We start from the raw sequence: 13,972 nt of genomic DNA, 5'->3' as shown, positions 1-13,972 counted from the left end.
CCAGGTGGCTTGAGCAAGCGCTAGGCTAAAATCAGTTCGCCGGGTGGGGGTTCCGAAGCCACCGCACCACCCGCCCTCCCGGGGCGGCGCGGGGCTAACCCATCTCCTCGAGCCTGCGCCCCTTGCTCTCCCTCACCTTGAACAGCACGAAGACGAAGGAGAGCGCGGCGAAGCAGGCATACCCCATGTAGGCCCCCGACAGGTTCCACGCGGACAGCGCGGGGAAGGAGACGGTGATCAGCCAGTTGGCCAGCCACTGGGCGGCGGCGGCCACCGAGAGCGCGATCGCCCTGATCCGGTTGGGGAAGATCTCCCCCAACAGCACCCAGACCACCACACCCCACGACAGCGCGTAGAACAGCACGAAGACGTTCGCGGCGACCAGCGCGATCGCCCCCTGTGCCGCGGGCAGCCTGACGGCGCCACCGCTCTGGAGCCCCGCGCCGAACGCCCACGCGGCGGTCGCGAGCGCCATCGCCATGCCCGCCGAGCCGATCAGCAACAGCGGCCTGCGGCCGATCCTGTCGACCAGCGCGATGGCGACGAACGTGCCGACGATGTTGATGATCGAGGTGGAGAAACTGATCAACAGCGAGTCGCTCTGGTTGATGCCGACCGACTGCCACAGCGACGCCGAGTAGTAGAAGATGACGTTGATACCGACGAACTGCTGGAAGACGGAGAGCAGGATGCCGACCCAGACGATCGGCAGCAACCCGAGCCGGGGACCGCGCAGGTCACGCAGGCGGGGCCGGTGCTCGCCGCGCAACAGGACCCGGATCTCCGCGATCCGGGCGTCCAGGTCGCCCTCCTCGCCCTCGACCTCCGCGAGCACCTCGCGCGCCGCGGCCGACTTTCCGACCGCGATGAGGAAACGCGGCGACTCGGGAATGATCGTCGCGAAGAGCAGGTAGAGCAGGGCGGGGAGCACGCAGGCGCCGAGCATCCACTGCCATGCCTCCAACCCGAGCAGCCTGTTGTTGACGTTGCCCCCGGCCCGCTCCGCGATCACGTAGTTGACCAGCTGGGAGACGGCGATGCCCAGCACGATGGCGAGCTGCTGGAAGGAGCCCAGGCGTCCCCGGTAGGCGGGCGGCGCGACCTCCGCGATGTAGGCGGGGCCGATCACCGAGGCCATGCCGATGCCGACTCCGGCGAGCACCCGCCAGAAGCCCAGGTCCCAGATCGCCAGCGGCAGGGCCTGCCCGACGGAACTTGCCGCGAACAGGCTCGCGGCCACCTGCATCGTCCTGGTCCGCCCCCAGCGGTCGGCCAGCCCTCCGGCGAGCCACGCCCCCACCGCCGAACCCAGCAGCGCGACCGCCACGACGAGACCGATCTGGACCGGGCCGACCTCGAAGTACCGCTGGATTCCGGTCACGGCCCCGTTGACGACGGCGCTGTCGTACCCGAAGAGGAAACCGCCCACCGCCGCCGCCGCCGCGATGAAGACGACGTGCCCGATGTTCTCACCGGGGCCCCCCGAAGGGGTGGTGCCGGTCATGAGGGTCCCTTCACCCAACCGGGCAGCACGGCGTCCCACAGTGCCCGGTCGCCAGGTCTTCGAAGACTAGGGACCGGGAGGGAGACACCGGTCGCCGCGACCCGGAGAATGTCCTCCTTCTTCATCGGGCTTTGTCGAAAAATCACAGATGGAAATCGACGTGCCGGAGCGGCGAGAACCGTCTCGCGCTCGCGCGGGGCACTCGCGGCGCGCCGACGCCCGCGCCCCGAGGAGGGGCGCGGTGCCCGGCCTACACGTGAGGCAGGACCTCCTCGGCGATGAGGTTCAGATGGTCCAGGTCGGCCAGGTCAAGCACCTGCAGGTAGATCCGCTCGACGCCCAGTTCGGCGAAGCGGCCGATCTTCTCGGTCACCTCGGCGGGGGTGCCCGCCAGACCCGTCGCGCGCAGCACGCCGAGGTCCTGCTCGACGACCCCGGCCCGCCGCGCGATCTCCGCGTCGTCGGAGCCGACACAGACGGTCTGCGCGACCGAGAGCAGGACCGGCTCCCTGCCCTCCGCCTCGCATGCCCTGCCGACCCGGTCAAAGGCCTTCGCGGTGTCGTCCAGGGTACGAAACGGCACGTTGTACTCGTCGGCGAACCTGGCGACCAGGCGCGGGGTGCGCGTGGCGCCGACGCCGCCGATGATGATCGGCGGCCGGGGGCTCTGCGCGGGCTTGGGCAGCGCGGGCGAGTCCGCCAACCGGTAGTGGGCGCCTTCAAAGGAGAACGTCTCGCCCGCCGGTGTGGTCCAGAGCCCGATCAGGATCTCCAGCTGCTCCTCGAAGCGGCCGAACCGCTCGCCGACCGGCGGGAAGGGGATGCCGTACGCGACGTGCTCGGCGTCGAACCAGCCGGTGCCCAGGCCCAGCTCGACCCGGCCGCCGCTCATCTGGTCGACCTGGGCCACGCTGATCGCCAGCGGCCCCGGCAGCCGAAAGGTGGCCGGGGTGACCAGGGTGCCCAGGCGAATCGTGGAGGTGTCCCTGGCCAGGCCCGCCAGGGTCGTCCAGGCATCGGTGGAGCCGACGCCGGGGTCGCCCGCCCCGATCCGCATGTAGTGGTCGGAACGGAAGAAGGCGTCGAACCCCAGCCGCTCCGCGGCCAGCGCGACCATCAGCAGCTCGTCGTAGGTGGCACCCTGCTGCGGTTCTGTGAAGATCCTCAACTTCATGACGACCATTATCCGGGCACTCCGGACGGCATCCGCAGAAAGCCCACGCCGCAGCCGGAACGCTTGCTAACGTTCTGCCCTTCGACGCAACGGGTAGCGGGTCCGACACTCAAAGTGATCACCCCTGTCGTTGAGGAAGGGGGATCACATGCCCGTGGCGACCGACCGTCCGGACACTCGCCGGGCCCGCGAGCCCGGCACCCCGCCCCGGCCTCTCGTGGTGCTCGCCTCCATCGCGCTCGCCGCGGGAACCGGTGGCGCGATCTGGTTGCTGCCCCCCAGGGCACAGGGCGAGTGGGCCGTCGTCGGCAGGCGTGCCGGGGCGGGCGCGCCGCCCTCGGGGACCGCCCCCCGGCCCGCGGCCGAGCCGGCGCCCACACCGGCCGTCGTCCGCCCGTCGGGCTTCGTGGCGTTCGTGGACGCGGTCCACGAACCGCGCTTCAACCTCTCCAAGGCGGCCAGGAAGAGCCGCGTGCGCTGGTTCACGCTCGGCCACCTCACGGCCGGGCGCAGCGGCTGCGTCCCCAGGTGGGGCGGACTCCAGGGGCAGAGACGCAATCCGGTCGCCAACCGGCTCGGCCCCCTGCGCGCCGCCGGCGGGGACGCGGGCCTCGCCTTCGGTGGCCCCGCCGGACGCGAACTCGCCACCGCCTGCGCGGACCTCGGCCGGCTCACCGCCGCCTACCGCCGGGCGATCGACGCCTTCGACGCCAGGTACATCGACTTCGAGGTCCACGCCCCGGCCGGTGACGCCGCCGTGCGGCGGCGCGCCAGGGCGATCGCGACCCTGCAGCGGCAGGCCGCCCACGAGGGCCGCCCCCTCACGGTCAGCTTCACCCTCCCGGTCACCGGGACCGGCCTGACCCTCGGCGACCAGGAGTTGCTCCGGGCCACCCGGGCGGAAGGCGTCGAGATCGCCACCGTCAACCTGCTCGCCCCCGTTGGCACCTCCCCCGGTTCCGGGAGCCGCCTGCACCCGATCGCCTCCGCCGTCCGCGCCGCGCACCCGCAGATAGCCCGCTCCCTGGGGGAGAGCGCCGCCTGGAACCGGATCGCCCTGACCCCCGTGCTGGCCAGGTCCGGCGACCTCACCCGGCTCGACGCCCGCAGGCTCGCCGCCTTCACCAGCCGCAACAACCTGGCCTGGCTCTCCGCCAGGGGTGCGGCCCTCGCTCCCGGCATCACCCGGTTCCTCACCGGCGCGGCACGCTAGACAATCACCCCCCTCTGGGGTTATCTATGGGTTATAACCCTTCCATAACCCCCAGAGGAAGATGCGATGCCGAAGATCAACGTCTACCTGCCGGACGAACTGGCCGAGGCGGTCAGGAAAGCCGGTGTGCCGGTCTCCGCCGTGTGCCAGCGGGCACTGGAACAGGCCGTACGGCGGGTCACCTCCATCCGCGAGACGGCGCTCAGCGCCCCCGACCTCGACGACCTGGCGGCGCGCTTCCCCCACTTCACCCCGCGGGCCCGGTCCGTGATCAAGCTGTCGGTGGAGCAGGCCCGGGCCCTGGGCGCGGCCGAGGTCGGCACCGAGCACCTGCTCGGCGGCATGCTCGCCGAGGGGGGCAACCTAGCGCTCCAGGTCCTGGGCGCCCTGGAGATCGACCCCGAGGAGGTGCGGCGCCGGCTGGACCGGCCGGGCGTCGATGCCCCGGCCGCGACCGGCGGCGAGGCCGAACTCGCCTTCGGGGCACCCGCGGCGGCGGCCCTGGAGATGACCGTCACCGAGGCCACCTCGCTCGGCCACAACTACATCGGCTGCGAACACCTGCTTCTCGGGCTGATCGCCGAACCGGAGGGAGCTGCCGGGCATGTCCTGCGGGAGCTGGGCGCCGAGCACCGGCTGACCCGCCGCGCGGTCTCGGCGGCCCTCGCCGGCTATGTCCACCTGCGCGCGCAGACCCAGGCCGCCTCCGCCGTCCCGGCCCCGCCCGCCGACGCGGCGAGCGCACTGTCGGCGGCCGTACGCGAGGAGCTCCGTCCCGTCCTGCGCAGGCTCGAACGGCTGGAGGAACACCTCGGCCTCCCGGACGAGGCGTAGCCGGTGAGCGCGGCCGTGCACGTGGTCGCAGCTGTGATCACACGCCTGGCCGTGGGCGTCCTCGTCGGCGTACTCGTGGGCATGGGCTCGGATGCGGTCACGGGTGTGGTCACAGGTGTGGTCACAGGTGTGGTCGCCGGCAGGTTGTGACGCGGCGTGGATGCGCCTGTGGAAAGCCGCCAAGGCCTGAGTGTGCGGCCTGGGGCTCGCCCGTCACACCTGTCGAAGCTCAGGGGATGTACACCTCGTAGTAGAAGCCCGCCAGATAAGGGCCACTCCTGCTGACCCAGTAACAGCCGACGAGCCCGGTGTACAGACCGCTCTGCGCGGCGTCATCGAAGGCGAGCTCGCAGGCGGCCAGGGTCTGGTAGGGGCCCTGCCGGTACCAGTCCGGTGTCGGCCAGCCCCCGGCGGTCACGGCCGCACCGGTCTGGGTGGCGGCGAAGGCGGGTGCGGTACCGGCCAGGACACCGGCGCCCAGCGCCACGGCGAGTACAACGGAATGTAACCGGCGGATCTTCATCGTGGGACCCCTCACATCCGGGAAGGAGAACACCTTCAGATGAGCACCGGCTACCGGGCCTGAGGAGATACCGGTTCTCCATATTTCGGCCGGATGGTGCGTTCGTCGAGGCTATTTCGCCCGGCCTGAACACGCGAGCGCCTCGCTCCTCCTCGCGGAGGGCAGGCGGGGCGCTCTTTCATGTGTCCTCAGCCAGGCTGAGATGATCACGTTGGGCCGGCCCAGGCAAGCGCGGTTCCGGCCCACCCGACCATCGACCCCAAGGTGATCACACCTAGGATCATGAGACGTGCACGTATACGTCCTCCTCCGTGTCTGTGCTTGGTAACGAGCGTGCGTTCGCATTCGGAGCGATGGGTCGACTCCGAGGAGTAGGCCACGGACCGGCCGTACGTTGCCCTGACCGTGCCTGTCCGCAGCCACGTGAACCCAAGGCGGACCGGGGCTCTCGCACGTGCGGGACCGACGGTGGTGGCGATGGAGCGGAGGACAGGCATCTTCACGCGGCCCCCACGGCCGCCGAGAGGGCGGAGCCGGACCTCGGTGCGGGTGTGGGGTTCCCTAGTGGCCGAGCGGGCCGACGGAGGCGTTGAGGTGCTTCCTGGGGACGCGGCGGAGATCCAGCTGGAACGACGAGAGGCCCCCGCGGTGGAGCGGGGGCCTCTGCCCGGCCGCGAGGCTAGGGCGACCCCCTGCACGGCCGTACGGGGACCTACCGGGTGTCGCCGTTGCGGCCCCCCTGGCCTGTATCGGTCCGGGTCTCTTGTCTACTTGCCGTAGCGGCGAGACGTTCCAAGATCATGCGTCACACATGCGTCATGATCTTGGAAAACGCTGACCCCCACTGAACCATGACGTGTTGCATAACAGCGGGTCAGAGCCTAGATCGACCCGCTGACCAGCAGCGCCACACACTCCACGTGGTGGGTCATCGGGAAGGCGTCGAAGGCGCGCAGGTCGGCGAGGCGGTAGCCGCTCTCGGCGAACCAGGCGAGGTCGCGGGCCAGGGTGGCCGGGTCACAGGAGACGTACACGATCCGAGTGGCCTCAAGCGTGGTCACCCGGTCGACGACGTCGCGGCCCAGACCCGCCCGGGGCGGGTCGACGACGACCAGGTCCGCGCGCTCGATGCCGAAGCGGTCGAGGGCGTTCTCCACCCGTCCCCTGGCGAAGCGCGCCTGGGGGAGGTCACGGAGGTTACGCTCCGCGTCGCGGACGGCGACGGACTCGGACTCGACGCCGAACACGGCCCCCTCGGGGCCGACCGCCTCGGCGAGTCCGGCGGCGAACAGGCCGACGCCGCAGTAGAGGTCGAGGGCCCACTCGCCGGGCCGCGGTGCGGCGAACTTCAGGACCGCGTCGAGCAGGGTGGCGGCGGCGCCGGGGTGGACCTGCCAGAAACCGCTGCCGGTGACCTGGAAGTCGCGCTCACCGACGCGCTCGACGAGATGGTTGCGGCCGTGGACGACCCGACTGCGGCCCTTGCCCTCGTCGACGAAGACGGCCACGCTCGTGTCGAGATCGGGTACGGCCACCGTGCGCCGGGGCCTGGGGGCGACCACGACCGCCTGGTCGCCGGTGGAGGAGGCGATGACCTCGACCGAGGAGGCGTTGCGCCAGTTCATCACCTCGGCGCCGACGTTCTCGACCTCGGGGTGGGCGATCAGGCAGGCGTCCACCGGCTCGATGTCGTGGGAGCGGTGGCGGCGCAGGCCCAGCCCGCCCTCGCGGTCGACGGCGAACTGGACGCGGGTGCGCCAGCCGAGACCGTCGGGGGCACCCGGGACCTCCTCGACGACGCCCTTCCAGTCGATTCCGCCCAGACGCTTGAGCTGCTCGGCCACCACGTCGGCCTTCAGCCGGCGCTGGGCGTCGAGGGAGGCGTGCTGCCAGTCGCAGCCACCGCAGCGGCCGGGCCCGGCGAACGGGCACGGCGGACTCACCCGGTCGGCGGAGGACTCCAGGATCTCGACGGCGTCGGCCCGCAGGAACCGGGAGGTCTCCTCGGTGATCTCGGCCATGACGCGCTCGCCGGGCAGCGCGTGCCGCACGAAGACGACCCGGCCGTCATGGCGTGCGACACACCAGCCACCGTGCGCAACCGGTCCCACCGTCAGTTCGATCGCCATGGCCGTTGCCCCCAGAGAATTCGTCGTCGGTCGAGCCTCCTTGCGGTCAGGAGCGCATGTGCAAGGTTATGCCTTGACGTCCTCGTCCCGGGCCGCCTCCTGTCGCGGGCGGCGGGAGGCCCCCGGGGCGAGGGGCTCTGGGCGGCCCTTGAGCCGGTCGGAGGAGTGCAGCTGCCAGGGCACGCTGATGACCATCACACCGGGCTGGAAGATCAGGCGGGTCTTCAGGCGCAGCGCGCTCTGGTTGTGCAGGATGTGCTCCCACCAGTGGCCGACGACGTACTCGGGGATGTAGACGCTCACCACGTCGCGGGGAGAGCGGCGGCGCAGCGACTTGACGTACTCCAGGATCGGCCGGGTGATCTCGCGGTAGGGCGAGTCGAGCGTCTTCAGCGGCACCGGGATGCCGCGCCGCTCCCACTCCTCCTGCAGCTCTCTGGCCTCCGCGCCCTCCACGCCCACGGTGATCGCCTCAAGCTTGGAGGGGCGGGTGGCGCGGGCGTAGGCGAGGGCACGCAGGGTCGGCTTGTGGATCTTGGAGACCAGGACGATGGCGTGGTTGCGCGCGGGCAGTATCGACTCGTCCACCGCCGACTCGTCGACGGCGAGCTCGCGGGACACGTTCTCGTAGTGGCGGTGGATGCCCTTCATCATCAGGAACAGCACCGGCATGGCCACACAGACGATCCACGCCCCGTGGGTGAACTTGGTGAACAGCACGACCAGCAGGACCAGGCCGGTCATGACGCCGCCGAAGAAGTTGATGGTCCGCGAACGGTACATCTGGTGGCGGACCTTCGGGTCGGTCTCGGTTCTCAGACGCCGGCTCCAGTGCCGGACCATGCCGATCTGGCTCAGCGTGAACGACACGAAGACGCCCAGGATGTAGAGGTTGAGCAGGCGGCTGACGTCGGCCTCGAAGCCCCACAGCAGCAGGCAGGCCCCGGCGGCGAGGATCACGATGCCGTTGGAGAAGGCGAGCCGGTCGCCCCGGGTGTGCAGCTGGCGGGGCAGGTAGCGGTCCTGGGCCAGGATCGAACCGAGCACGGGAAAGCCGTTGAAGGCGGTGTTGGCGGCGAGGAACAGGATCAGCGCGGTGACGGCCGAGATGACGAAGAAGGGCAGCGAGCCGTTTCCGAAGACCGCGTCGGCGACCTGGGAGATGATCGGCTGCTGGTAGTAGCCGGGTCCGGCGGGCCGCCCGTCGATGAGCACGTCCCGGAAGGCGACGGCCGGGTCGGCGACCTTGACCCCCGAGGCCAGGCCGAGAGAGATGATGCCGACGAACATCGTCACCGAGACCAGGCCCATCATCAGCAGCGTGTTCGCGGCGTTCCTGCTCTTGGGCTTGCGGAAGGCGGGCACGCCGTTACTGATCGCCTCGACACCGGTAAGCGCGGCGCAGCCGGAGGAGAACGCGCGCAGGATCAGGAAGGCCGCCGCGAAGGAGGTCAGGTCGGACTGCTCGGCGACGATCTCGTATCCGGCGGTGGGCGCGCGCAGTTCGTCGCCGAGGACGAACACCCGGAAGCCTCCCCACATGATCAGGCCGAGGACGGCGAACATGAAGGCGTAGGTGGGGATCGCGAAGGCCGCGCCGGACTCCCGGATGCCGCGCAGGTTCACCAGTGTCAGCACGATGACGATGAGGATCGCGACCAGCGGCTTGTGCTGGGCGACATAGGGGATGGTGGCCCCCACGTAGTCGACGCCGTTGGCGACCGACACCGCGACGGTCAGCACGTAGTCGACCATCAGGGCACTGGCGACGGTCAGACCGGCGTTCGGGCCGAGGTTGACCGTGGCGACCTCGTAGTCGCCGCCCCCGCTGGGGTAGGCGTGCACGTTCTGCCGGTACGAGGCGACGACGGTGAGCATCACCACCACGACGGCGACGGCGACCCAGGGACTGAAGTGGTAGAAGGAGACTCCGGCCAGCGAGAGGATGACGAGGATCTCCTGCGGGGCGTAGGCCACCGAGGAGAGCGCGTCACTCGCGAAAACAGGCAGTGCGATGCGCTTGGGAAGCAGCTGCTCGTGTAACTGTGTGCTGCGTAGCGCACGCCCGATGAAAAGGCGTTTGACAAGGTCCGTCACCTTCGACACGTCTGCTGATGCTAGTCGTTATTACCCGGCTCCACTCACGCGGCGCTCCCGGGGGGCGCCATACTGGCTGAATACATCGGGAACAAGATCCGCCTCACAGCGACCGGCGGGGGAGCATGCATATCGTGATCATGGGGTGTGGCCGGGTTGGTTCGACTCTGGCGCACATTCTCGAGGACAGCGGCCACTCGGTCGCGATCATCGACCGTGACCCGCAGGCGTTTCGCCGCCTGCGGGCCGGGTTCCGGGGTCGCAGGGTCACCGGGATCGGCTTCGACCGGGATGTCCTGGAAGAGGCGGGCATCGAGGCCGCGGGCGCCTACGTGGCGGTGAGCAGTGGCGACAACTCGAACATCATCTCCGCCAGGGTCGCCCGCGAGACGTTCGGCGTGGACAACGTCGTGGCCAGGATCTACGACTCCCGGCGCGCCGAGGTCTACCAGCGGCTGGGCATCCCCACGGTGGCCACGGTCCGCTGGACCGCCGACCAGATCCTGCGCCGCGTCCTGCCCGAGGGTGCCGAGCCGCTCTGGCGCGACCCCAGCGGGCGCGTGGTGCTGATCGAGGTGGCCTACCACCCCGGCTGGATCGGCGCCCCGGCGCGGAGGCTGGAGGAGGCCGCGGGAACCCGCCTGGCGTTCATCAACCGGATCGGTGAGACCCTGCTGCCCAAGAACGACTCGGTGGTGCAGGAGGGGGACGTGCTGCACGTCATGGCGGCCGAGGCGGACATGGACCGCATCAACAAGGTGCTGTCCGCGGCACCGGAGGAGGGGCACTGATGCGCGTCACCATCGCCGGCGCGGGAGCGGTCGGCCGGTCGATCGCCGCCGAACTCCTGGAGAACGGCCACGAGGTCCTGCTCATCGACATCGACCCCAAGGCCATCAAGATCGACACGGTGCCGCGGGCGGAGTGGCTGCTCGCCGACGCCTGCGAGATCTCCTCGCTGGACGAGGCCGGCCTGGCCGACTGCCACGTGGTCGTCGCGGCCAGCGGTGACGACAAGGTCAACCTCGTGGTGTCGCTGCTCGCCAAGACGGAGTACGGCGTGCCGCGCGTGGTCGCCAGGATCAACCACCCCAAGAACGAGTGGCTGTTCAACGAGTCGTGGGGCGTCGACGTGGCCGTCTCGACCCCGCGCCTGCTGAGCGCGCTGGTCGAGGAGGCGGTCAGCGTCGGCGACCTGGTGCGCCTGATGACCTTCCGCCAGGGCCAGGCCAACCTGGTCGAGCTCACCCTGCCCGAGGACGCACCGGTCGTCGGCCACCGCGCGGGCTCGGTGCCGTGGCCGAACGACACCGCCCTGGTCGCGATCCTGCGCGAGGGCCGGGTGCTGGTACCCACCGCCGACGACCCGCTGGAGGCCGGCGACGAACTGATGTTCGTGGCCAGCCAGGAGGTCGAGGAGGAGCTGGCCGAACTCCTCTCCCCGCACCGCGCGCCGCGCTGAGCGGAGGGGCTTCGGAGCGGTATGACGGTCCGAAGCCCTCTCAGAGGTGCCCGCCAGGGGACGGCGGAGCGGGCTGTCGCTCAGGAGGCCGCGGGCCGCACCGGGGTCCGGCCACGGGCCAGAAGCCACACCATGGCGGCGAGCGCCGCGACCTGGAGCGGCCAGCCCATCGCGATCTTGAGGATGCCCAGCTCGGCGACCGCGTCGTCCCTGCCGATCAGGTAGACGGGGAGCTGCACCGCCACCCGGACCACGCACGGGATCATCAGCAGCCAGGTGAGCCTGGTGCACAGCCTCACCACGGCCGGATCCGCGCGCCACGCGGTCGGGTCACCGGTGACGGACCCGATGAGGAACCCCACCACCGGCCATCGGGTGACGATGGACAGCAGCATCACCACGGAGTAGCCGGCGTTGTAGAGGATGCCGGGCAGGAAGACGTCCTCCGCCTGGCCGGTGCGGGAGGCGAAGAACGCGCCGATGCCGATGCCGATCAGGCTGTTGATCACGAACTGCGGCGTCGAGCGTTGCACCAGCCGCACGACGAGCAGCAGCACCGCGGCCGAGATGCTGACGATCAGGGAGCGCTTCAGATCGGAGGTGGCGATCCACATGCCGGTGAAGGCGATGGTGGGCACGGCGGCCTCGATGACGCCCCGCACCCCGCCGAACGCCTTGGCAAGCTGACTGCGGATCGCGGCCTCGACCGTGTCGTGCGCGGCGGTCTCGCCGGTGGAGGTCATCTTCTCGCTCACCGTTCCGTGGTCATCGATCGCTCACGCACCGCCTGCCGGGCGCAGCTCGTATCTGGGGTTGAACATGACTTTGCGCCCATCCTGAATGCTGACCAGCCCTTCGGCCAGCACCAGGCGGCCAGGTTCGATGCCCGCGATCTTCCTGCGGCCCAGCCAGATCAGATCGATCACATCGGAACCGTCGTAGAGCTCCGCCTCCAGCGCGGGAGCGCCCCCGCGAGGGCGCAACGTCACCGTCCGCAGGGTACCGCTCACGCAGAAGCGTCGGCGCCCGCCACACGAGACGATGGGCGTGGCGCCTTGGCGGTCTAGGTCCTGCTGAAGCTCGTCGGCCTCCAGCTCGGCCTGACCGGCGGTCAGCCGGCGAAAGAAGCCTCGCAGACCGCTCTGTTTATGCGGTTCCTGAGAACCCACGGACCTCTCCTTCACGTACGAGTCGAATCAGCGTACGCGATCCGGCCTCTCAGCGGATCTCCGCGATCTCCGGTCCCCGGTCGAACGGGTCCAGGTCGGGCCTCCTGCCCCCGGCGGCCTGCTGCTCCACGGCCTGCCTGGCCTCGGGGGGCAGCCGGAGCTCGATCGCCTCCTTGGGGGCCATCGGCTCGTCACCGCGTACCACGACTATGTCCCGGACGACATCCTCCAGCGTCGCGGCGACCTCGGCGTCCTGTGCGGCGCGCCCGCTGATCACCGCGCGCAGGAACCAGCGCGGCCCGTCCACCCCGATATAGCGGACCGGCTGCTCGACGCCCTCGGCGGGGATCCTGGCGGCCAGCTCGACGCCGAACGCCCCCTCCCGCTCCTCCGCGGTGCCTCCGGCGCTCTTCACCCCCTCGGCCAGCTCGGCCCTGACCTCGTCCCAGATCCCGCTCCGCTTGGGCGCCGCGAAGGCGTGCACCTGCAGAGCACTCTCGTTGAACAGGACCACCGCACCGACGATCTGGTCGCCGGCCAGGTTGAGCTGGACCTCGAAACCGGGACCGACCGGCAGGCGCATGCCTCCGAGGTCGACCCGCTCACGCTCGGGGTAGGGCTCGTCGGCGTCCCACGGGCCCGACTCCCGCGCCGGGACCTGCGGGGTCTCGTCCACCGCGGCCTTGGCGGCCGGGGACTCCTCACGACGGCGACGTCGGAACATTTTCCTCACACTCCTTGAAGTTTCGCTGGTAACTCATCCCCCGCCGGATACGGCGGCGGGTGGCCTCCGGGGCCGAGGGTGCGCCCAGGTTCCGGATCATCGTCCGCCACCTCCCTCACCTCGTCGGAGTCACTCCCTGTCAGCGGCCCGTGGACCCGAACCCGTCCGCGCCTCGCACCGATCCGGGCAACCGGTCCGCCTCGTAGAACACCGCCCTCTCCACCTTCTGGATCACCAGCTGCGCGATCCGGTCCCCCCTGCGCAACCGCACGGTGTCCTTGGTGTCGGTGTTGAGCAGCGTCACTCTGATCTCGCCCCGGTACCCCGCGTCCACGGTGCCGGGCGCGTTGACGAGCGTCACACCGTACCTGGTGGCCAGGCCCGAGCGCGGGTGGACGAACGCGGCGTACCCATCGGGCAGCGCGATCGCCAGCCCGGTGCCGACCGCGGCCCGCTCTCCGGGGAGGAGTTCGACGTCCTCGGCGGCGTGCAGGTCGGCGCCCGCGTCACCCGGGTGGGCGTACGACGGCGGCGGCAGGTCGGCGTCGAGCCGGTGGATCAGCACCTCGACGGTGTGGGTCACGGGTTCACCTCGTACTCGTGATGCTCGTCGATGATCGCCTGGGCGTCGCCGTGTTCGGCGAAGTGCTCCATGCCCACCTCGATGAAGAGCGCTGCGGCCCGCACGGCGACCGGGCCGTCCGGGGAACCGATCCGGCCCTCAGCCTCAAGGTACGCCTTCCTGCCCGACATGCCGTTGCACCAGGCGCGCATATGCAGGACGGTACCGACCGGAACCGGGGCGAGATAGTCGGTCTCCAGCCTCGCGGTGACGTAGGGGCGCTGGAAGAGCCAGACCAGCATGCCGATGACCTCGTCCATCGCCGTGGCGAGCACGCCGCCGTGCGCCAGGCCCGGCGCCCCCTGGTGCGCCGTTCCCACGGTGAACGTGGCGACCACCGTGACCCCGTCAGGGGTGACGGCGGTCAGCCGCAGGCCCGTCGGGTGGTCCTCACCGCAGCCGAAACAGCCGCTGTAGTGGGAACCGAGGGTGGCGCCGGGGGCGGGCCCGCCGGGGAGCGGCCGTGGAAGGACGGCGTCTGGCGGAGGGGTGGTCAAGGCGGAACGAGTCACGGAGCAGAA

15 protein-coding genes are annotated in these 13,972 nt (G+C 70.5%); 5 read left to right on the top strand and 10 right to left on the bottom strand.

Features of this window, described 5'->3' with window-relative positions; all coding sequences use genetic code 11:
• Positions 1-94: 94 nt before the first annotated feature.
• On the bottom strand, positions 95-1,504 hold the full coding sequence (locus ACFQVD_RS01575; RefSeq protein WP_343967564.1) for a sugar porter family MFS transporter: 1,410 nt from the start codon (positions 1,502-1,504) through the stop codon (positions 95-97).
• A 250-nt stretch (positions 1,505-1,754) separates the two neighbouring features.
• A complete protein-coding gene (locus ACFQVD_RS01570) occupies positions 1,755-2,678 on the bottom strand; it encodes an LLM class F420-dependent oxidoreductase (protein WP_343967566.1) in 924 nt (307 codons plus the stop codon).
• Between the two features lie 148 nt (positions 2,679-2,826).
• Here ACFQVD_RS01570 and ACFQVD_RS01565 point away from each other — a divergent pair, with 148 nt between their 5' ends.
• From ACFQVD_RS01565 to ACFQVD_RS01555, 3 genes are all read left to right on the top strand, one after another.
• Complete coding sequence (locus tag ACFQVD_RS01565) at positions 2,827-3,891, top strand: hypothetical protein (RefSeq protein WP_343967568.1); 1,065 nt, start codon at positions 2,827-2,829, stop codon at positions 3,889-3,891.
• Between the two features lie 66 nt (positions 3,892-3,957).
• Positions 3,958-4,725, top strand: a complete 768-nt coding sequence (locus ACFQVD_RS01560; RefSeq protein WP_343967570.1) for a Clp protease N-terminal domain-containing protein — start codon at positions 3,958-3,960, stop codon at positions 4,723-4,725.
• 3 nt (positions 4,726-4,728) lie between these two features.
• On the top strand, positions 4,729-4,875 hold the full coding sequence (locus ACFQVD_RS01555) for a hypothetical protein (RefSeq protein ID WP_343967572.1): 147 nt from the start codon (positions 4,729-4,731) through the stop codon (positions 4,873-4,875).
• Between the two features lie 79 nt (positions 4,876-4,954).
• Here ACFQVD_RS01555 and ACFQVD_RS01550 read toward each other — a convergent pair whose 3' ends face one another.
• The 3 genes from ACFQVD_RS01550 to ACFQVD_RS01540 form a co-directional block, all read right to left on the bottom strand.
• Entirely contained in the window at positions 4,955-5,248 is a 294-nt protein-coding gene (locus ACFQVD_RS01550) for a hypothetical protein (protein ID WP_343967574.1), read from the bottom strand.
• An 881-nt stretch (positions 5,249-6,129) separates the two neighbouring features.
• Positions 6,130-7,377, bottom strand: a complete 1,248-nt coding sequence (locus ACFQVD_RS01545; RefSeq protein ID WP_343967576.1) for a class I SAM-dependent RNA methyltransferase — start codon at positions 7,375-7,377, stop codon at positions 6,130-6,132.
• Positions 7,378-7,443: 66 nt separating this feature from the next.
• On the bottom strand, positions 7,444-9,483 hold the full coding sequence (locus ACFQVD_RS01540) for an APC family permease (RefSeq protein ID WP_343967578.1): 2,040 nt from the start codon (positions 9,481-9,483) through the stop codon (positions 7,444-7,446).
• Between the two features lie 116 nt (positions 9,484-9,599).
• Between ACFQVD_RS01540 and ACFQVD_RS01535 the strand changes: the two genes are divergently transcribed.
• Together ACFQVD_RS01535 and ACFQVD_RS01530 are read left to right on the top strand one after the other, a co-directional pair.
• Complete coding sequence (locus ACFQVD_RS01535) at positions 9,600-10,265, top strand: potassium channel family protein (protein ID WP_343967580.1); 666 nt, start codon at positions 9,600-9,602, stop codon at positions 10,263-10,265.
• Entirely contained in the window at positions 10,265-10,936 is a 672-nt protein-coding gene (locus tag ACFQVD_RS01530; protein WP_030914802.1) for a potassium channel family protein, read from the top strand. Before ACFQVD_RS01535 ends, ACFQVD_RS01530 begins: the two co-directional genes overlap by 1 nt.
• 80 nt (positions 10,937-11,016) lie before the next feature.
• Here the strand turns inward: ACFQVD_RS01530 and ACFQVD_RS01525 are convergent, their stop codons facing one another.
• The 5 genes from ACFQVD_RS01525 to ACFQVD_RS01505 form a co-directional block, all read right to left on the bottom strand.
• Positions 11,017-11,679 (bottom strand): DUF3159 domain-containing protein, encoded by a 663-nt coding sequence (locus ACFQVD_RS01525; RefSeq protein ID WP_343967686.1) that lies wholly within the window; start codon positions 11,677-11,679, stop codon positions 11,017-11,019.
• A 33-nt stretch (positions 11,680-11,712) separates the two neighbouring features.
• Complete coding sequence (locus tag ACFQVD_RS01520; protein WP_030914810.1) at positions 11,713-12,105, bottom strand: OB-fold nucleic acid binding domain-containing protein; 393 nt, start codon at positions 12,103-12,105, stop codon at positions 11,713-11,715.
• Between the two features lie 49 nt (positions 12,106-12,154).
• Positions 12,155-12,829: a DUF3710 domain-containing protein gene (locus ACFQVD_RS01515; RefSeq protein WP_343967584.1), complete on the bottom strand. Its 675-nt coding sequence runs from the start codon at positions 12,827-12,829 to the stop codon at positions 12,155-12,157.
• Between the two features lie 139 nt (positions 12,830-12,968).
• Complete coding sequence (dut, locus tag ACFQVD_RS01510; RefSeq protein ID WP_343967586.1) at positions 12,969-13,412, bottom strand: dUTP diphosphatase; 444 nt, start codon at positions 13,410-13,412, stop codon at positions 12,969-12,971.
• Positions 13,409-13,963, bottom strand: a complete 555-nt coding sequence (locus ACFQVD_RS01505) for a PaaI family thioesterase (protein WP_343967588.1) — start codon at positions 13,961-13,963, stop codon at positions 13,409-13,411. The genes dut and ACFQVD_RS01505 overlap by 4 nt, the downstream gene beginning before the upstream one ends.
• Positions 13,964-13,972 lie beyond the last annotated feature (9 nt).

Origin of the sequence: Streptosporangium amethystogenes subsp. fukuiense (assembly GCF_042665875.1) — a bacterium.
Lineage (GTDB): Bacteria > Actinomycetota > Actinomycetes > Streptosporangiales > Streptosporangiaceae > Streptosporangium > Streptosporangium fukuiense.
This window is presented reverse-complemented; position numbering and strand designations above follow the sequence as displayed.